The following is an 18,255-nucleotide window of genomic DNA, read 5'->3' on the forward strand; positions in this document are numbered from 1 at the left end:
TCTTTGTAATTTCATAGACACGTAGAATAGAAAAACCCCGTTTTTTGGCACTTTGGCCAATTTTCGGGGTTTTGTTTCTCTAAATTACGGATTAATTCACTGAATTACAAATGTTTATTTAATTCTGAATGTACCTGAATAGAGAATACTATACGTGCAATGCCCGGTTGTCTGTTGCAGCAAGGGCTGCTTCTTTCACCGCTTCGGCATAGGTGGGGTGTGCATGGCTCATACGCGAAATATCTTCGGCGCTGGCTCTGTATTCCATAGCTGTAACAGCTTCGGCGATAAGATCGGCGGTACGCGCTCCTATCATGTGGATACCGAGCACTTCGTCGGTAGCTTTATCGGCTAGAATTTTCACAAAACCATCTATATCCATACTCGCTCTCGCACGACCGAGGGCTCGCATCGGGAATTGTCCCACTTTGTAATCTACTCCGGCTTCTTTGAGCTGTTCTTCGGTTTTACCTACTGCAGCTACTTCCGGCCAAGTGTATACCACTCCCGGAATTAGGTTGTAATCGATATGAGGCTTTTGTCCGGCAAGAGTTTCGGCTACAAATACGCCTTCTTCTTCCGCCTTATGTGCCAACATAGCTCCTTTGATAACGTCTCCTATTGCGTAGATATTTGAAGCCGAGGTTTGCAGCTGCTCATTTACCTCTACCTGTCCTCTATCGTTCAATTTTACTCCGGCAGCTTCAGCATTCAATCCGTCGGTATAAGGTCTGCGACCTACCGATACCAAGCAGTAATCTCCTTCTAGAACTACTTCTTTTCCTTTTTTGTCATCGGCTTTAACGGTTACTGTCTCTCCGTTGCGGCTTACCTCTTTCACCTTGTGTCCGGTATAAAACTTAAAGCCTTGCTTTTTCAACACCTTGGTAAGTTCTTTAGAAAGCGCTCCGTCCATTCCGGGAGTAATACGATCCATAAACTCTACCACCGACACCTCAGCTCCCAGTCTTCTATACACCTGTCCGAGTTCTAATCCGATTACTCCTCCTCCTATTACCACTAGGTGTTTAGGCACTTCTTTCAATTTAAGCGCTTCGGTAGAGGTAATCACTCTTTCTTTGTCTATATCGATAAACGGAAGGCTAGAAGGTTTAGATCCTGTCGCTATGATAGTGTGTTTAGCTTCTATTTTCTCCTCACTACCATCAGCTTTTTTTACTGCGATATGAGTGCTGTCTTCAAAACTTCCGACACCTTCGTAAACATCGATTTTATTTTTATCCATCAAGAACTTTACTCCGGCACAGGTTTGATCTACCACTGATTGTTTGCGGTTGATCATTTTTTCAAGGTTTACCTTTACCTCTCCTGGAATTTCGATACCGTGTTCTTCAAAGTGTCTTACGGCATCGTCGTAGTGGTGAGAAGAATCCAACAGGGCTTTTGAAGGAATACAGCCCACATTGAGACAAGTTCCTCCTAGAGTTGAATATTTTTCAATAATTGCGGTTTTCATCCCGAGCTGTGCGCAGCGAATGGCTGCTACATATCCTCCGGGACCTGAGCCGATAACGGCTACATCGTATGAACTCATAATTTGGTTTTTGATGATGTGTTTTACTTACCGGTGACAAAAATACAAATGTTTTGCAAAGGAAAACACCAAAGCCCAGCTATTCTCACATTTATAACAATATGATACCACAGTAACTATTTTACCTCGGTAAATACCTATTTACGAGAACTAGCTCGCCTTTTTTTCCTTATCCACATAATGGATGCGATACCTCCAGTAGGTCACAATCCCAAGCAACACCACTATCACCGCAGTATAATACACAAAATCGGGAGTAATCATCTTGTCTCCACTGGCGTAGCTGTGCAAGCCTACCAGATAGAAATTCACCCCGAAATACGTCATCATAATACTAGCGTAAGCTACTATAGACAGATAGTTAAAAGCAAATCGACCTCTCAGTCCGGGTACGAGACGCATGTGTACCACGAAAGCGTAGACCATGATACTGATAAGCGCCCAGGTTTCTTTGGGATCCCAGCCCCAATATCGCCCCCAACTCTCATTGGCCCACTGTCCGCCGAGAAAGTTTCCTATAGTGAGCATGACAAGCCCGACAGTAAGCGCCAATTCGTTGATAATGGTAATCTCGCGAAGGTGTAAGTCCATCTTAGTCTTATTCCTGCTATTGGTGAGCAATATCAGCAACATGGCTACAATTCCGAGTATCATGCCTAGTGTAAAGGGTCCGTAGCTTCCCACGATTACCGACACATGTATCATCAGCCAGTAGCTATCGAGCACCGGCTGGAGGTTAGCAATAGCCGGATCGAGCCAGTTCATATGTGCACCAAACAGCACAATAGAAGTCACAAAGGCAGTAGACGCCAAAGTGAGGTCCGATTTCCTTCCGAAAATCAATCCGAACAGCATAGTAGCCCAGGCAACATAAATCATACTCTCGTAGGCATCGCTCCAGGGCGCGTGCCCGGAAATATAAGATCGAGTAATCAATCCCACCGTATGTAGAACAAAAAGAACTATTATACCAATTTTTCCGATACGGATAAGTATGTCCAAAAATCTCTTTTCATAAAAGATTCGAAGTACAATAAGGAAAAACAATGCCAGTCCACCCACCATATACCACATCAGCAGATTTTGAAAAATATTCACCTTGTTGTACATGGCCTCTACCTCTATCTTGCGGTCGGAAGGCAGTACTTCAGCTCCGTAATTTTTTTGATTCTGCCCAAAGGCCTCCAAGATTTTTTCAGACTCGGTATAGTCGTTGGTCGCTATCGCCTTACGCAACGACATCAGATAAAGCGTAACTGACTTATTGATAAAATTGGCATAAAGAGAATCTTCAATAGCGTATTGCCCTGTTCTAAAATCGACCGCAGACACCCATTTGTGGTTCTCGTGATTAGGCAGGGGGAAAATTTTCAGTATCTCCCCTCCCAACGCTCTGTTGAGTAGGGCGAGTCTTTGATCTACTTCCTTAAATTCCTTTTGAAATTGATTGGGTACATTGGTAGCATAGGCCTCTTGCAGATAGGGCGCCAGCTTGTAATTTCCTTTTTCATCGAAAAAGTCTATAGCTCTAACGTATTTTTTACCTTCCTCTACCCCAATCATCCTGTGCAGGCTATCATTGCCTTTTTTCATATAAATCACCTCTGCATTGTACCAGGCAGCCGGATTTTGCAACATAGAGAGGAAAGTCTGATCGGCGTCCATTCCGTTGTAGTGATCGCTTTTACTTATTTTTCGCAACAGTTCAGAAGCAAAGGTATTTACCGGCTTCATACGTCCGCCATCGTCTTGAATCACCAATTTCCCAAAGCGATCGGCGTGTTCCTGGCTTACGGTAGTCGCCTTAATGATAGAGTCTATCTCTTCTTTGGTGGGTATGGCTACGGTATGCTGATGAACCTCTTCTTCCTGACTTACAGCCTCAAGCTCGGTATTGTGTTGGTGTACTTCTGCTTCGTGATGGTGATCTTCTTGAGCAAAACCTACAACACTTGTAAAGAGGAGGGCTATAGTCGCCGCCATTTTCGCCTTTTCACTCTTTACCTTTTTCAGCATCTCACCTAATTTCTTAAACCTCGTTTTCCCGTAGAACATGATTCCTAAAAGCCCTATATACAGCAGTGTATATCCTATATAGGTAATCCAGGTACCGTAGAAATCGTGGTTCACCGAGAGTACCGTTCCCTTTTCATCCGGGTCGAACTGTGCCTGGAAAAAACGGTATCCCTTGTGGTCCAGTATATGATTCATATAAATATCGTAATCAAACGGTCGATCGTCATTTACAGTAACCTTACTCATAAAGGAAGAATATCCATTTTCAGTACCCGGATATTTTTCCGCGATAAAATCGTTTAGGGTAATGCTAAAAGGCAGTTTGAGTTCTATAGAACCGAAAGAAATATGGAAATCGAGCCCTCCGACCTGAATGGTTTTCGGCTGATTTACCATTCCCTTGCCTCCGAGAACTTCAACTCTCTCGGTGTTTCCTCCCGTAGTAATATCGAGAACAATAGCGTCTTGTACTGCATTTTTCTTGTCTTTTGCCTCTACAACTCCATAACTCCCGCATACCAAAGGATCGGGAAAAACCACCTGCATATTGGCGAGACTGTAAAGCGATCGGAGCTGTAGCGGTTGCACACTATCTTTATACACCGTATCGCGATGCTGGTCGGCCATACGCATATAATTTCCTTCAAAGGGGGTAGAAATGCTATAGCTATCGCCTTCGGTAAATATATTTATAGCTCCATCCGTAGGCTTGTCTAAGGCAAAGAGAATATTGTGAATACTGCTCACCTCTCCTTTTTTTATAAAGTGTTCATGCCTTGTACCTCCGCTGGCCTCTACAAGCTTTAGGTATTCATCTCCACTCTCATCGGGAATAAGTCCTTCTTCTGCACCATCTATATAACCGACATAAGATACGGCAAAAGGCTGTCCGTTGAAATCGGATTTCCAAGGCAATCTCGACTGAATACCCTCGGCAGACACCAGAATGTCTTCTCTCATAGATTTCCTCATCGGATTGCCGTCTATTTCGCCATCGATAAATACGGTGAGATAGGTTTTATCAGACAGGAAAGAATCTGCCGTTTTTCCTTCTCGAATAGGCATTACCCCTTCGTAACTGATGTAACGGGTTACAAAAGCACCTATCAATATAAAAAGGAAAGACAAGTGTATGAGCAAAATGGCCCATTTTTCTCGTTTGTGCAAACGGTAACGCACAATATTTCCCGCAAAATTGATCACAAAAAACACCATAATAGCCTCAAACCACCAGGCGTTATAAATCCATATTCTCGCTGTAGTGATACTGTACCAGCTTTCTATAAAGGTACCAAAGGCCAATGCCGTGGCAAAAACCACAAAAAGAACAGCCATTAAACGGGTGGAGAAAAGAGTTTTCTTGAAGAAGTCTGTCATTACAAGCTTTTTATGTGCCGTAGCACTGATCCGTTACCGAATGCAAAAATAGGGCGTTTTTACGAGATTAAGGATCAATAGGAGCAGTAAGAAGCCTTAAAAGAATGTTAATATATTCTTAACACTAGCAAACAAACAAAATTAGCTTATCTCGTTCCGTGATAAGTGGCGACAGTCATACCGAAAACTATGGCACAGGAGAGAAAAATACCGATAGTATTGGCCCAAAATGCCTGTTTGTAAGGCATTCTAAACAGGTAAGAAGCGATAGTTCCGGCATACACCCCAGTTCCGGGAATGGGGAGCATTACAAAGATCAATATACCCCAGAAGCCAAATTTACTCACATTAGAGCCTGCCCCTAACTTCACACGGCGCGCCACCTTTACGGCAGTCTTTTTGTAGAATTTCCACTTGAGCAAATAATGATTGAGATGATCCAAAAAGAAAGTCATCAAAGGAAAAATCATAACATTTGCCAAAAAGCAAACCACAAAGGTCACGTATATATTTACGTGGTTAAAAATAGCATAAGGGATCCCTACTTTCGCTTCTCCGAAAGGGGATATACTCCAAAGTGCGGCTATTAATATATCTGCTATCACGGCATTTTTTCGCAAAAATAGAAATTAAACATTTCCACAAGTATCGAGAGTTATTATTTATATGAGATTTAACATTTCATCTCAGAGACGAAATAAATTCTTTCACAAGCCAGAGTCATCGTACCTCAAATCAAAATATACGACAAACCGTAAAAATACCCTAGTGAGGGTATTTTTTCGTAAAACATCGTTTTATAGGTTTGTTTCCGGAATAATCAAACAAATCTTTACCTACTGAATAACACCTACTTCTTTAAGTTATGAGCTATGCGACGATAAACCATACCAACAAACCAAATTATGAAAAGAACCATTACCCTATTAACTTTTCTGATCGCTGTTGTTTCGGGCTTTTCACAGGAAGCTACTGTGTATATAGCCCGGAATAACGGTTTTGCCGGTTCGGGAGCTCCCGCCCATATTTTTCACGAGTACAACTACCTCGGAAAACTAAAACAAAAACAGAACTATATCGAGATAAAGGTACCACCGGGCGAAAACAGATTTGCCATGGTGGCTAATCTCGGCTTCGCCCGCGGCATCACCATAGATGTTCAGCCCTCTGCTGAGTACTACATCAACGTAAATCTCTCCAAAGGAGACCCGATATTAGATGTCACTAACAACGCTGCACTGCGGCAAAAGGTGATAAAAAGGGTGAATAAAAACGAGCGGATCTCCCTTTCACAGGAGGAAAAGTCGGACAATCAATCTAGGTTTCGAGACAGGCTTGCCAAGACTTACACAAAACACACCGCGCCAGCTGCAGGCGATTCCAGGCAGCTATTAGCTTCCACTTCCGGTCAGGGTTTAAGCGCTATTAGCAATTTAGCTGCACTTACAGTGCTCGATGCGGTGAGTGACACCACAGCGACAGATGCCCCACCAACAGCCACATTAGACACTGCAATCGATTACAACAACATGAATTTAAGGGAGATAGCTCGTCGCGAAATCCTTAAAATAAAGGCAGAAAGCGGATATATGAGAGACAGCGAGACCGAGGCTGCTATCGGATATTCGACTGCTGTAACTCCTGAAGGGGGAAGAACGCGTATTGACAGAGTCTCGCACGACGAACTCTCCGGACTCAAATACCGCAGGAGCTCTCTGTATACCCTTATGATAGACGACCCCAACATAGAGCATTATCAAGTGATTAAAGACGCCTTCGGGAACACCCAATTATCAGAAAAATTCAACAATCACAACATAGGTCCTTATCTCATTCCCGGCTCGGGCGGACTGGACGATCAAACCATTCATATCGAAAACTACCTCAACACCAACAAGGTGGCGCGGGAGCTCGTTGCCAAATGGTTTAATCGTTCTGAAAAAGGCACTTTTAATATGGATCTCGTAGCCGAGCGAGGGCAGTACAACGCCTCCGATCTCAACGTCAAAATCGCCATGCAATCGCAAAGAGGACAAGCACTTCTCAAAGATGCCGGAGAAGAACTGATAGGCAACACCTTTGTTATTGTTTACGACTATCAGTACACCAACAAACAAGATCAGGCTCAAAAAAGAGGTGGTTTTCTGTCGGCACTTTCCAGTGTGGCTTCTGTAGTTCCCGGAGGTGAAAATCTAAGCTATATCGCCCAAGGCGCCAAAATGGCTTCCGATGTGGTAGGAAAAGGGTATTTTGTACGCACTACCTCCTACCTCTACCAACTGGTGTGGGACGAACAAACCGCCAATACTTTTTACAGTCAATACTGGATGGATGAAGACAGTTACGATCCCGAAAAAAAAGCTGCATTTGACCAATCTACTGCTTTCAAACTAAAATACGTGGGTAGTGAAGTGTCTCGCAACAACCTGCAGTCTACCATCTTCAGTGCTAAAAACAACGAACAACTTATTGAAATTGCCACCACTAGAGCCGTAGACAAAAATATCGGAAAACTACAGCGCACTTTTGAAGAGTTCAGGGTAAAAACCCCGCTGCTGAGTGGTGACCCGATAAGCGCTAAGATCGGACTTAAAGAAGACATTGAAAAGGGCGATAAGTTTGAGGTGCTAGAACAGATACTCAACGAAGACGGCTCTACCTCCTACCAGCGGGTAGGTATTGTTGTGGTAGACAAAAACCATATATGGGACAATACTTATCTGGCCGATGAGGCCGAGGGCGCTGACTTATCGGAAAACTATACCCGCTTTAAAGGTAAATCGGGCAAATACGCTTCCGGCATGCTCATCAGGCAATTGAATTAGAGATTAAACCATGTGATTATTCATCATAATACAAACTGTAATGAAAAGAATTTACCGTATTGCATTGGTAGCAATTATCTGTGTGATGTGCTCTTCCTGCGCCGCTATTTTTGCTCCTGGAGGGATGTACAAAAAATCGAAAAACACATCTGAAATAAAAACCTCTACCCCGGTTGAGAACGAAATCTTTGCTACTGAAAATACATTTAAGACCTCACGATAAAAACAACTGATAGTTATGTCAAAAACCTTATTTCAATCTGTACTACTGCTGCTGTTCCTGTTTGCAACGCCCGAACTTATGGCTCAAAAACGAGCAAAAAGACTGGCCGACGAAGACACTCAAAACTGGAGATACGAGATTCAGTGTGTCAATGTAGGCCGACAGGGATCGTATCTGATAAAGGTATACTCCTTTTCGCGAAGAAAACACATCCCGGAAGAACAATCTAAGAAAAATGCCGTTCACGGTGTTATTTTTAAAGGAATTCCTGCAGGAGATAGAGGCTGCGTAGCTCAGCCGCCACTGGCACGAAATGCCAATGTGGAAGAAGAAAAGAGAGCGTATTTTGATGACTTCTTTGCCGAAGGCGGCAAGTATATGAAGTTTGTAAGTCTTACCACCGACGGCGCCGTGGCGGCTACAGACCGCTTTCGCGTGGGGAGAAATGGAAGAGAATACAAAATAGGAATAGTGGTCACAGTAAATATCGACTTGTTGCGCAAGGAACTGGAGAGTGCCGGAATCATACGCGGTTTGTCTTCCGGATTTTAAGACGACAAACAAGTTCCAAACGGATAAACTAACAATTGCTAAAATGAAACAAGGAATACCAATCAAAAAAAGCTTCATCTTCGCGATAAGCTGCGTCTTTGCCTTAATCGGACTACACTCTTGCAAAAGCGTAGAAAGCATCTCGGGTTATTACCAATACGATACCGAGTGTGTTACCGTAAACTCCGATGGAACACATATTGTAAAAACCCGTGGCACCGGGCTGAATCTAGAACAAGCGACCGCAAATGCCTTGGTCAATGCCGTAAACGACATACTGTTTAAAGGCATCAGAAACGGCAATAGTGACTGCAATCAGTCTCCGCTTATCTCCGATCCCAATGCCAGAGAAAAACACAGCGCTTATTTCAGGGAATTTTACGGAGAAAACGGAGCTTACCGACAATTTATATCCCTTACCGAAGATAAACTTCCCAAAAAGAAACTGGAAAACAAAGGCAAAATAGTTTTTGAGTTCCTCGCTGCAATTGATGTGGAAGGATTGCGCAAGCATTTGCAAAACAATCGTATAATACAATAATCATGAAAAATATACTACTCACTGCTTTTAGTATTCTCAGCGTACTCTTTGCCCATTCGCAAGCCAAGAAACCTACGCTTATGGTAGTGCCTAGCGACAACTGGTGCATCAGCCGCGGATACAGCTTGGAATTTGACAACCAAGGAGCTATCGAAGTCATTCCCGACTACAAGCGGGCCTTTCAGGAAAATGCCGATTTGTTGCTTGTAATCAGCAAGCTCAACGGACTTATGGCTGAAAGAGGATTTCCGCTAAAAAACATGGAAACTGTAATCAAGAGCAGAGAACTGAACAGCGCACTCGACGCCGCTAGGAGTTCGAGATCGTCTGGAGCCGAAGTTGCCGAAAGTCCGGTAGATCAAATATTAGATCAAGCCAAGGCCGATATCGTACTGCAGCTCACTTGGTCGGTAAACCAAACCGGACCGAAAAAGTCGGTCACCTTCAACTTGCAAGGACTGGATGCCTATTCTAACAAACAGATTGCCACCGCTGCCGGAACCGGAGCTCCCTCCTTCTCTGCCGAGCTCCCCGTATTGCTGGAAGAAGCCGTACAGTCGTATATAGGTCCCTTTGCCAATACCCTACAAGATCACTTCGACGATCTGTTTGAAAATGGTCGAGAAGTGACCCTCAGAATCAAACGCTGGGACGATTGGCCCAACGATCTCGAAACAACCTATGGACCGGACACTGAAGAACTCGGATTTATCATAGAAGATTGGATGGCCGACAATACGGTAAAAGGAAGGTTCTCGACCACCGACGCCACCGAAAACACCATGTTGTTTGAACAGGTACGCATACCCATGTTTTTTGAGCGCAACGGACGCCAAAGGGCTATGGATACCCGAAGGTTTGCCAGCGAACTGAGCAAATTTTTACGCAGTGATCCTTACAATATAGAAAACAAACTAACCACCAGAGGGTTGGGTGAAGCCACCATTTTTCTGGGCAGTAAATAAAATACCAAAATCATGAAAAAACACCTCATACCTCTATTACTTTGTTTCGTATGCACACTGTTTATAGCACAGTCTTATGCGCAAAACACTATGGGAAAGCTGGATGACACAGGGCGCATCGCAATCGCTGCCTACGTCTCCGATCAGGTAGATTACCTCCCCTTATCGGCGGCCAACCAACTTAAGAGCCGTTTAACACAAGTTGTTACCGCCAATGGTTTAGGAGATTCGAGAGGGTATTTTCCGAGATTCATTATCACGCCCAATATCTCTGTACTGGACAAACACGTAGTGACTGGAGCACCTCCAAAGGTACTGCTCACCTTAGAAGTCGCCGTATTTGTAGGAGATGGTATCAGCGGAAAAAAATTCGGGCAATCTGCCATCACCGTCAAAGGTGCTGGTAAAACAGAGGCCAAGGCCTATATCGCCGCCCTCCGAAATATCCGAGCCGATGATCCTCAGCTCACCGCCCTCCTCACCAATGCCAAAAACCGTATACTGGAATTCTACAATACCGAATGCGATTTTATACTAAAAGAAGTAAAAGCCCTAGCCGGGCAAAACAGATATGACGAAGCCCTCGCCCAACTTATATCCGTTCCCGAGGTGGCCCGAGATTGTTATAATCAGGCTCTCGATATGACGGCTCCATTGTATCAACAAAAAATCGATTACAACTGTAAAGTACTACTCAATCAGGCCAAAAATGCGTGGAGTTCCGGACAAAACTACAGTGCAGCCTCACAAGTCGCGATATATCTCAATCAAATTGATCCTAGTGCTGCTTGCTATGGAGAAGTAAAAAGCTTTAGCAATGAAGTCAGAAGAAAAGTAGAACAGATAGACAACAGAGAGTGGAACTTCATTCTCAAACAAGAAGACAATCGCACCAAAGTAGACATGCAAGGACTGAAGTCTTATCGGGAAATCGCCCTCGAACGCGCCAAAAACCAACCACAATATACATCGTACAACATCAGAGACTGGTGGTAATATCTAAGGGCGTTTACTCAAAAGGCAATAAAAGCAAAAGACTACGGCAAGACCTATCAAGCAAAAACTGTATGGTCTTACCGAAGTTGTCTTATAGTATTAAACAAAAGGATTTTTAGTTAGGGATTAAAAATCTTTCCAGAATCTTTCCTAATTCGGACATTACCTTTACCGGAGTAATTTGCCTAAATTAGCATCTATGAAGATACTGATTATAGAAGACGAAAGAGAATTGGTACAGGTTATGCAATCCTCATTGGAAAAAGAAAACCACCTGGTAGAATCGGCTTCCGATTTTCACACTGCCCTCGACAAGATAATAAGTTATGAGTACGACTGCATACTCCTCGACCTGATGTTGCCTGGTGGTGATGGGCTGGATTTGCTCACTGAGATCAAAAAGCTAAAAAAACAAGATGCTGTAATCATCATCTCAGCTCGCGATGCAGTAGACGACAAGGTTTTGGGCCTCGATCTCGGCGCCGACGACTATCTCGCAAAGCCATTTCACTTAGCCGAACTCAACGCCAGAGTCAAATCGGCTATCCGACGGAGAAAACAACACGGAGAGCAACATATTTCTTGGCGCAACATGCTAGTGGATCCCGAAAACAGAACGGTATTTATAGAGCAGAAGGAACTTGTGCTCAACCGCAAAGAATTTGACCTCCTCTATTACTTTGTGACCAATCCCGAACGACTGATGACCAAGACTTCTATAGCCGAATACGTTTGGGGTGACCACACCGACCAAGCCGACAGTCTCGACTTTGTGTACTCCCAGATTAAGAACCTGCGTAAAAAGCTCGGAAATGCTGGTGCCGATGCCGATATACAGGCTGTTTACGGAGTAGGGTATAAAATGATATAATCATGAAAAAACGTTCGCTTAAGAATTATACCCTCCGCTATCTCGTAGTGGCCATCCTCGTACTGATCGCCCTTTGGGCTGCACTCTTTTACTGGTTTATCATCGAGGAAGTTTACGACAATATAGACGACGGACTCAAAGACAGCGAACTGCGGATTATGAAACAGATCAAATCGCGACCTGAACTGTTGAAAACCGGAGAATACGGCATCGCCCAGTTCCGTTTTATTCCACTTGCTCCAGGCGACTATTCAGAAGACAGACACATCTACAACTCCACAATGTATATGCCGTATGAAGACGACGATGAACCTGTGCGGATATTACAATCTATTTTTGAGGAAAATGGACAGTACTACCAATTGGAAATCTATACCTCTACCGTAGAAGAAGATGAATTGCTACACAACCTTCTCACCGCTTTGGTAGTATTATATCTTGCCCTTGTAGCCAGTATCACCATAATCAATCACTTCATTCTAAAAAGAGCCTGGACTCCCTTTTACCGTCTTCTTAAACAATTAAAAGAATTTAAGATAGGGAGAGGACAACAGATAGAAAAACCGAACGGAGACGTTCGCGAATTCGACGAAATACACCGCGAACTTCAAGCTATGATCATGCGTAGTGAAGAGATGTACGCCCAGCAGAAACAATTTATCGCCAATGCCTCTCACGAATTACAAACCCCGATAGCTATTGCTACCAACAAGTTGGAACTCCTGATGGAAGAAAGCGAACTTTCGGAAGCACAGTTAGTCCGGATTGACGATATCAACAAAACGCTGCAACGGATGAAACGCCTCAATCGTTCCCTGCTTATGTTGTCTCAAATAGACAACCGACAATTTCAGACTTCAGAAACTGTTATTTTTAACCGTCTTATTCGAGAAGTACTATCAGAGTTACAAATACTGAGTTCTCACAAAAACATTCAGATTACCACTCAAGAACAAGGCGTATTTAGTATACAAATAAATCGTGACCTCGCTGTTATTTTAATGAATAACCTACTCAAAAATGCCATGGTGCACAATACCGAAAAAGGCGAGGTACATATCCGTATTACCAACACCGAGCTGTCTGTACACAACTCTGGTGAAAAGCCCTTGGATCCGAATAAAATATTCCATAGGTTTTACAAAGACAAACAAAACCCAAACTCTACCGGACTGGGATTGGCTATCGTACAGTCGATTGTCAAACTCTACCCTCCCCTCTCTGTCTCCTATCACTTCGATAAGGGACACCATTTCCGGCTTAGGCAATAAGAGGCTGAAAAGCAGTCAAAGTGGCTATTGACATCTTCAATTCTGATAAGTTGTGTTTGATATTCAAAATATCCTAGTACACAAGTCTATCACGCGTTGTGTTTTGCTTCGCGACAAGGTTCTAATCGCCGCAAAAAATCATAAGTAGCAATACAACATTAGCTTTAAAAAATCATTAAATAAAAATTAATTTTTATTTCATAGTATTTTTCTTATATTTGAACGAGTAAAATTCATTACACACAAATACATCAACCTACATAAAGTGTTAATTTTGCCAGTTTTAAACACATTCAACAACAGCATTCACAAAGTCTTTTCTTTTGATTCGGCAACCTTGCCTGTTATGGCCTTTTTTGTAACCCCATCACAAAAAACGAAAACCTACCGATCATGAACGAAAAACTACCACTTGATTATTTTTTACACCACACACCCGAAGAAATCGTTCAGGAATTGAAAAAGCTACATCCTGAAATTCCTGAAGAAATAGTCGTACTCGACAGTTCTGATATAATACGAATTTTCGGAATTGACCGCAAAATGCTTCATCAGCTCCACTACTCTGGAGAAATTTCTTATTTCACACTCAATGGACGTCATTATTACGCTTGGGAAAGTGTTTTTAAAAAGCTAAAAATCTTATTGTAACAATGTGGGAATGTGTTGTGGGTTATCACCGTAAATTACATACAGGTTTTCCCATTTCTTTCCCAATTCGTGTCTCAACTTTGTGCTATAATTATAAAAACACATATTATGAAACTCACAAAAAATGTTATCGGACTGTTGGCTGTTGTAATGACTTTGTGTTATACCTCACAGCTCAATGCACAGGAAAAAGTAATTCCTCAATCGGAGCTACCTCAAACCGCTCAGGATTTTTTGAAAACCAATTTTAAAACGCAGAAGGTGATACAAGTAGTAAAAGATGTAGACTATCTGATAAAAACTGATTATGAGGTACTACTCGACAATGCGATGAAGCTCGAATTTGACAGCGATGGGAATTGGAAGGAGATAGACGGTAACCACAACGCCCTACCTGAAGCTGTGATTCCCGAAAAAATCTCAGCTTATATAAAACAGAACTTCCCCACTCAAACTGTAGAAAAAATAGATAAAAGTTCAAAAAAATATGAGGTAGAACTCTCCAACGATCTCGAATTGGATTTCACTCTCACCGGAGATTTTATAAAAATAGATGATTAATTAATTTTAGATTGACTCCCCCTCATACGCTTTGTCGGTTCGCAATAAGAAACACAGCTTTTGAGGGGGTTCTTTTTTACTCCCAGCTACCTACCTATAGGTGATATGCTGTTTTTCAGCATATTGGGTAAACCTATCTCTTATTTTAGCCCATTGTCTAGCGTTGAAGGAGCAGACTACCTTCTCTTCTTTATCGTAGACCAGTGTTTGTTTGGTCAAAATATTGCTCAAGGTTTTTACCTTTACCCCCGAGATATAACTCAGCACCTGATCTTCTCCTTTGTATTTGTCGGCAAAATGGACCAAAGCACTGATAAAACTATAAAATTCTCGAGCGGTTCCCTTAAAATATTCCACTTCGTATGCACCGCTTGTCCAATCGTCGTAATAACGCTGATAGCCCCATAAGGCAAAAAGCTGGTCAGGATTATCTCCATCTATCAACCGATAATGCGACATATAGGTTTCTGTAGTTTTATCCGAAAAAATCTCTTCTAGTTTATAAGTTTGTGCTGAAAGAGAAAATGTAATTAGGAGAAGCAGCATCACAAGACTATTATTTTTCATATTAAAATCGGTTTTTTAGTGTTCATCAGAGTTTTTGACAAACATTACGTTACTCCTCCTCTGTAAATCAAAGACTATTCCACAAAACTAGAGACTACGGCAAATTTATTACTCGATATTACCAGCAATACATTAAGTTTGTAATATCTCTAACCAAGAATAATAAATGAGCGACAATTTTGTATACTGGGATATAGACCCGGTAATCTTTTGGTTGACAGACACATTTCCTTTAAAGTATTACGGTTTACTTTTTGTAAGCGGGATTATCACAGGATACTTTATCGTAAAAAACATCTACAAAAAGGAAAACATCCCTGCAGAAAGACTGGACAGTTTGCTCACTTATATCGTTATAGGAACCCTTGTAGGGGCGAGACTGGGGCACTGTCTGTTCTATCAACCCGATTACTTTCTGAGCCATCCGCTGGAGATGTTTCTGCCCATTCAGAACATAGAGGGCTCGTATAAATTTACCGGCTATCAAGGCTTGGCAAGCCATGGAGGAGCCATAGGTGTTCTGATTGCCATTGCGCTATACTGCCGGAAGTATAAGACAAAGTTTTTGTGGGTATTAGACAAGGTGGCTATCGCTATACCGGTAGCCGCGGCTTTTATACGATTGGGAAACTTTATGAACTCAGAAATCTACGGCAAGCCAACCGACGGAAGCTGGGGGGTCGTTTTTGTTCAAGACGATATGATACCGAGACATCCCACCCAGTTGTACGAGGCGTTTTCCTATCTCGCTATCTTTCTCCTGTTGTATGGGGTATACCACAGCCGTAAACTCACCCATAGAAACGGACAGCTGTTCGGACTTTTTCTTATCCTCATGTTTTCAGCTCGGCTTGTCATAGAGTTTTTTAAGGAAAACCAAGTCGGTTTTGAAGATCAAATGAGCTTGAATATGGGGCAACTTCTCAGTATCCCCTTTATTGTTGCCGGAATGCTATTTGTTTTTTGGCCGAAGAAAAACAAACAGCCAAACGGTGATAAAACCTCTAACTTAAAATCCTTTTGTTAAGAGAAAGTAAGTCGTTGATCTAATCAAACCCTATTTCAAAATATTGAAGAATGGTTTTGTAATTGTCCTGAGCGCTAAGACAGGTATCTAAGAGATATTCTCTGACATGGGGCCACTGTTGTAATCCCTTGTAGTAAAACATTTTGCAAACTCTCGTACTGAAATATAGTTCATAATTTTGATCAGATATTGCCGTTATCGGCAAATATAAAACAATATCATACGTAAAAAACACTAATTCTTGCCGATACCGGCAAGAACTAAATGTTTAATTTCAGATATAAAAGCGATTCACCATCAATTAAAACACCTGTTCTTAAGAAGAAGAAAACTGCCACATACATTCTCAATTTAGACGAGAAGGTATACATCTTCTATTCGGTCACTATCAAATTTATAATGATAATACACAATACTCAAAAACACTATTGCAAAAAACATAACTACCAAAAAATGATTAGATTTGTAAAGAAATGAGAGACAAAAATCTTTACATAATTGCAGGTTGTAATGGAGCCGGAAAAACTACAGCTTCTTACACTATCTTACCCGAAATCATAAAGTGTAAAGAATTTGTAAATGCAGACGAAATTGCTAAGGGACTTTCGCCCTTTCAGCCAGAAAAGGTAGCCTTTGAAGCAGGGAGAATTATGATAAATAGAATTAATGAACTTTTAGAAGACAATAAAAGTTTTGCATTTGAAGCAACATTGTCAACTAAAAGCTATAAAAGCAAAATTTTAAAAGCAAAAAAACAGGGATACACCATAACACTACTTTTCTTTTGGTTAAACAATATTAAACTCGCAAAAGAGCGTGTAAAGATCAGAGTGAAAGAAGGCGGACATAACATTCCGGTAGACGTAATTGAAAGAAGATATTTAAAGGGAATAAAAAATTTGTTCAACATATACCTCGATATTGTAGACGGAACTTTAATCTTTGATAACTCCTACGGAAAGCACGAACTCATCGCACAAAAAATAGAAGAAGAATTTTTGATTTTTGACTCCAATAAATTTAATCAATTAAAGAAATTTTATGACAAAGAAGGATAAACAAATAGAGCTCAAAAATAAAATTGTCAAAGGACTTGAAAAAGTATACGAAAAGCTGATTGAATTCAAGAAAGAGAATAATAGCGAACTCGTAGTTATGCAAAATGGAAAAATCGTAAAAATTAAACCTAAGTAAATAGGATAATACAACAAACGCCACTATGTCGCAATAAAAATAAATTCCCTACCTTTGAGCAAGGTATCGGCAAAACCTCTTTTTCCATACCGTAATTCTCTTTTTAAAACACAGCGGTATGACAACAAAAGACTACGAAGTTATTGTGATAGGCGGAAGCTATGCCGGACTTTCTTCGGCTATGACATTGGGACGCTCACTCAGAAAGACTTTGGTTATAGATGCGGGTATGCCTTGTAACCGCCAAACACCACATTCGCACAACTTTCTTACCCAAGACGGGAGTACTCCACAGCAAATATCCGAAATTGCCAAAAAGCAGGTATCGGCCTACCCCAGCGTCAGTTTTTTTGATGGCCTGGCAACAGATGGAAAGAGAATTGAGGAAGGTTTTGAGATCACTACCTCAACCGGAACGGTTTTCACAGCTAAAAAATTGGTTTTTGCCACCGGTATTAAGGATGTAATGCCTCCGATAAAAGGCTTTTCCGAATGTTGGGGAATTTCTGTGGTGCATTGCCCCTACTGCCACGGCTATGAAATAAGGGGCAAAAAAACGGCTGTGATTGCCGACGGAGACAAGGCCTATCACCTCGCTTCGCTGATCGACAATCTCAGTGATAATATTACCCTAATCATTTCAACTAAGCCACAACTGGACGATGACAAACTCAAGAAATTAAAAAAACACAATATCCGTATATTGGAGAAGGAAATTGCCGAAATCGTACACAAAGACGGACAATTAGAAGGCATTACTTTTAAAGATGGCAGCAGAGAAGACTTTGAATGCGCCTATGCCTCCATTCCTTTCCAACAAAACACCGCCATTCCCCAAAGCCTGGGTTGTAAGCTTACAGAACACGGCTATATAGAAGTAAATTTTATGCAAAAAACTACTGAAAACGGAATTTTTGCCTGCGGCGATAACAGCGCGATGATGCGCTCCGTAGCCACAGCCGTTTACAGCGGAAATATTACGGGTGCCATCATCAACAGCGAGCTGACACAAGAAAGTTTTTAAGGAACTGTACAAGTTGAGTACTAGGTTTCCTCACCATTA

At 41.9% G+C, this 18,255-nt stretch carries 18 protein-coding genes; 14 read left to right on the plus strand and 4 right to left on the minus strand.

Translation table 11 applies throughout. The features are described from left to right. Positions 1 to 148: 148 nt before the first annotated feature. From lpdA to ACYZZR_RS12345, 3 genes are all read right to left on the minus strand, one after another. Positions 149 to 1,555, minus strand: a complete 1,407-nt coding sequence (gene lpdA / locus ACYZZR_RS12335) for a dihydrolipoyl dehydrogenase (RefSeq protein ID WP_461534317.1) — start codon at positions 1,553 to 1,555, stop codon at positions 149 to 151. 150 nt (positions 1,556 to 1,705) lie between these two features. Next, positions 1,706 to 4,948 (minus strand): cytochrome c biogenesis protein, encoded by a 3,243-nt coding sequence (locus ACYZZR_RS12340; protein ID WP_461534318.1) that lies wholly within the window; start codon positions 4,946 to 4,948, stop codon positions 1,706 to 1,708. Positions 4,949 to 5,094: 146 nt separating this feature from the next. After that, positions 5,095 to 5,553 carry a COG2426 family protein gene (locus ACYZZR_RS12345; RefSeq protein WP_461534319.1) on the minus strand — a complete coding sequence of 153 codons (459 nt, stop codon included), beginning with the start codon at positions 5,551 to 5,553 and terminating at the stop codon, positions 5,095 to 5,097. 300 nt (positions 5,554 to 5,853) lie between these two features. On the opposite strand from ACYZZR_RS12345, the gene ACYZZR_RS12350 reads away from it, so the two are divergent. The 10 genes from ACYZZR_RS12350 to ACYZZR_RS12395 all read left to right on the plus strand — a co-directional run bounded on the left by ACYZZR_RS12350 (position 5,854) and on the right by ACYZZR_RS12395 (position 14,404). Continuing rightward, positions 5,854 to 7,773 carry a hypothetical protein gene (locus tag ACYZZR_RS12350; protein WP_461534320.1) on the plus strand — a complete coding sequence of 640 codons (1,920 nt, stop codon included), beginning with the start codon at positions 5,854 to 5,856 and terminating at the stop codon, positions 7,771 to 7,773. Positions 7,774 to 7,813: 40 nt separating this feature from the next. Further along, positions 7,814 to 7,996: a hypothetical protein gene (locus ACYZZR_RS12355; RefSeq protein ID WP_461534321.1), complete on the plus strand. Its 183-nt coding sequence runs from the start codon at positions 7,814 to 7,816 to the stop codon at positions 7,994 to 7,996. Positions 7,997 to 8,011: 15 nt separating this feature from the next. Beyond that, complete coding sequence (locus tag ACYZZR_RS12360; RefSeq protein ID WP_461534322.1) at positions 8,012 to 8,548, plus strand: hypothetical protein; 537 nt, start codon at positions 8,012 to 8,014, stop codon at positions 8,546 to 8,548. A gap of 43 nt (positions 8,549 to 8,591) precedes the next feature. Further along, complete coding sequence (locus ACYZZR_RS12365; RefSeq protein ID WP_461534323.1) at positions 8,592 to 9,089, plus strand: hypothetical protein; 498 nt, start codon at positions 8,592 to 8,594, stop codon at positions 9,087 to 9,089. Between the two features lie 2 nt (positions 9,090 to 9,091). Then, positions 9,092 to 10,054: a DUF6175 family protein gene (locus ACYZZR_RS12370; RefSeq protein WP_461534324.1), complete on the plus strand. Its 963-nt coding sequence runs from the start codon at positions 9,092 to 9,094 to the stop codon at positions 10,052 to 10,054. Between the two features lie 12 nt (positions 10,055 to 10,066). Beyond that, positions 10,067 to 11,050 carry a hypothetical protein gene (locus ACYZZR_RS12375; protein WP_461534325.1) on the plus strand — a complete coding sequence of 328 codons (984 nt, stop codon included), beginning with the start codon at positions 10,067 to 10,069 and terminating at the stop codon, positions 11,048 to 11,050. 199 nt (positions 11,051 to 11,249) lie between these two features. Beyond that, positions 11,250 to 11,921, plus strand: coding sequence for a response regulator transcription factor (locus ACYZZR_RS12380; protein ID WP_461534326.1), 672 nt, complete (start codon positions 11,250 to 11,252; stop codon positions 11,919 to 11,921). Positions 11,922 to 11,923: 2 nt separating this feature from the next. Further along, positions 11,924 to 13,192, plus strand: coding sequence for a sensor histidine kinase (locus tag ACYZZR_RS12385; RefSeq protein ID WP_461534327.1), 1,269 nt, complete (start codon positions 11,924 to 11,926; stop codon positions 13,190 to 13,192). 393 nt (positions 13,193 to 13,585) lie between these two features. After that, positions 13,586 to 13,843, plus strand: a complete 258-nt coding sequence (locus tag ACYZZR_RS12390) for a hypothetical protein (RefSeq protein ID WP_461534328.1) — start codon at positions 13,586 to 13,588, stop codon at positions 13,841 to 13,843. A gap of 108 nt (positions 13,844 to 13,951) precedes the next feature. Further along, positions 13,952 to 14,404: a PepSY-like domain-containing protein gene (locus ACYZZR_RS12395; protein WP_461534329.1), complete on the plus strand. Its 453-nt coding sequence runs from the start codon at positions 13,952 to 13,954 to the stop codon at positions 14,402 to 14,404. Between the two features lie 90 nt (positions 14,405 to 14,494). On the opposite strand, the gene ACYZZR_RS12400 is transcribed toward ACYZZR_RS12395, so the two are convergent. Further along, positions 14,495 to 14,971 (minus strand): hypothetical protein, encoded by a 477-nt coding sequence (locus ACYZZR_RS12400; RefSeq protein WP_461534330.1) that lies wholly within the window; start codon positions 14,969 to 14,971, stop codon positions 14,495 to 14,497. A 166-nt stretch (positions 14,972 to 15,137) separates the two neighbouring features. Between ACYZZR_RS12400 and lgt the strand changes: the two genes are divergently transcribed. From lgt to ACYZZR_RS12420, 4 genes are all read left to right on the plus strand, one after another. Then, positions 15,138 to 15,998 carry a prolipoprotein diacylglyceryl transferase gene (gene lgt, locus ACYZZR_RS12405; protein ID WP_461534331.1) on the plus strand — a complete coding sequence of 287 codons (861 nt, stop codon included), beginning with the start codon at positions 15,138 to 15,140 and terminating at the stop codon, positions 15,996 to 15,998. A gap of 473 nt (positions 15,999 to 16,471) precedes the next feature. Continuing rightward, a complete protein-coding gene (locus tag ACYZZR_RS12410; protein WP_461534332.1) occupies positions 16,472 to 17,056 on the plus strand; it encodes a zeta toxin family protein in 585 nt (194 codons plus the stop codon). Continuing rightward, a complete protein-coding gene (locus tag ACYZZR_RS12415) occupies positions 17,040 to 17,192 on the plus strand; it encodes a hypothetical protein (RefSeq protein ID WP_461534333.1) in 153 nt (50 codons plus the stop codon). Before ACYZZR_RS12410 ends, ACYZZR_RS12415 begins: the two co-directional genes overlap by 17 nt. A 118-nt stretch (positions 17,193 to 17,310) precedes the next feature. Further along, on the plus strand, positions 17,311 to 18,216 hold the full coding sequence (locus tag ACYZZR_RS12420) for an NAD(P)/FAD-dependent oxidoreductase (protein ID WP_461534334.1): 906 nt from the start codon (positions 17,311 to 17,313) through the stop codon (positions 18,214 to 18,216). Positions 18,217 to 18,255: the final 39 nt, after the last annotated feature.

This window comes from Sinomicrobium sp. (assembly GCA_029266035.1).
GTDB lineage: Bacteria > Bacteroidota > Bacteroidia > Flavobacteriales > Flavobacteriaceae > Sinomicrobium.

Excerpts from the sequence above, each read along its gene's own strand:
- ACYZZR_RS12355 (WP_461534321.1), top strand. The coding sequence starts at position 7,814 with ATGAAAAGAATTTACCGTATTGCATTGGTAGCAATTATCTGTGTGATG.
- ACYZZR_RS12410 (WP_461534332.1), top strand. The coding sequence starts at position 16,472 with ATGAGAGACAAAAATCTTTACATAATTGCAGGTTGTAATGGAGCCGGA.
- lpdA (WP_461534317.1), bottom strand. The coding sequence starts at position 1,555 with ATGAGTTCATACGATGTAGCCGTTATCGGCTCAGGTCCCGGAGGATAT.
- ACYZZR_RS12380 (WP_461534326.1), top strand. The coding sequence starts at position 11,250 with ATGAAGATACTGATTATAGAAGACGAAAGAGAATTGGTACAGGTTATG.
- ACYZZR_RS12360 (WP_461534322.1), top strand. The coding sequence starts at position 8,012 with ATGTCAAAAACCTTATTTCAATCTGTACTACTGCTGCTGTTCCTGTTT.
- ACYZZR_RS12415 (WP_461534333.1), top strand. The coding sequence starts at position 17,040 with ATGACAAAGAAGGATAAACAAATAGAGCTCAAAAATAAAATTGTCAAA.
- ACYZZR_RS12385 (WP_461534327.1), top strand. The coding sequence starts at position 11,924 with ATGAAAAAACGTTCGCTTAAGAATTATACCCTCCGCTATCTCGTAGTG.
- ACYZZR_RS12350 (WP_461534320.1), top strand. The coding sequence starts at position 5,854 with ATGAAAAGAACCATTACCCTATTAACTTTTCTGATCGCTGTTGTTTCG.
- ACYZZR_RS12375 (WP_461534325.1), top strand. The coding sequence starts at position 10,067 with ATGAAAAAACACCTCATACCTCTATTACTTTGTTTCGTATGCACACTG.
- ACYZZR_RS12400 (WP_461534330.1), bottom strand. The coding sequence starts at position 14,971 with ATGAAAAATAATAGTCTTGTGATGCTGCTTCTCCTAATTACATTTTCT.
- lgt (WP_461534331.1), top strand. The coding sequence starts at position 15,138 with ATGAGCGACAATTTTGTATACTGGGATATAGACCCGGTAATCTTTTGG.
- ACYZZR_RS12420 (WP_461534334.1), top strand. The coding sequence starts at position 17,311 with ATGACAACAAAAGACTACGAAGTTATTGTGATAGGCGGAAGCTATGCC.
- ACYZZR_RS12390 (WP_461534328.1), top strand. The coding sequence starts at position 13,586 with ATGAACGAAAAACTACCACTTGATTATTTTTTACACCACACACCCGAA.
- ACYZZR_RS12365 (WP_461534323.1), top strand. The coding sequence starts at position 8,592 with ATGAAACAAGGAATACCAATCAAAAAAAGCTTCATCTTCGCGATAAGC.
- ACYZZR_RS12340 (WP_461534318.1), bottom strand. The coding sequence starts at position 4,948 with ATGACAGACTTCTTCAAGAAAACTCTTTTCTCCACCCGTTTAATGGCT.
- ACYZZR_RS12395 (WP_461534329.1), top strand. The coding sequence starts at position 13,952 with ATGAAACTCACAAAAAATGTTATCGGACTGTTGGCTGTTGTAATGACT.
- ACYZZR_RS12370 (WP_461534324.1), top strand. The coding sequence starts at position 9,092 with ATGAAAAATATACTACTCACTGCTTTTAGTATTCTCAGCGTACTCTTT.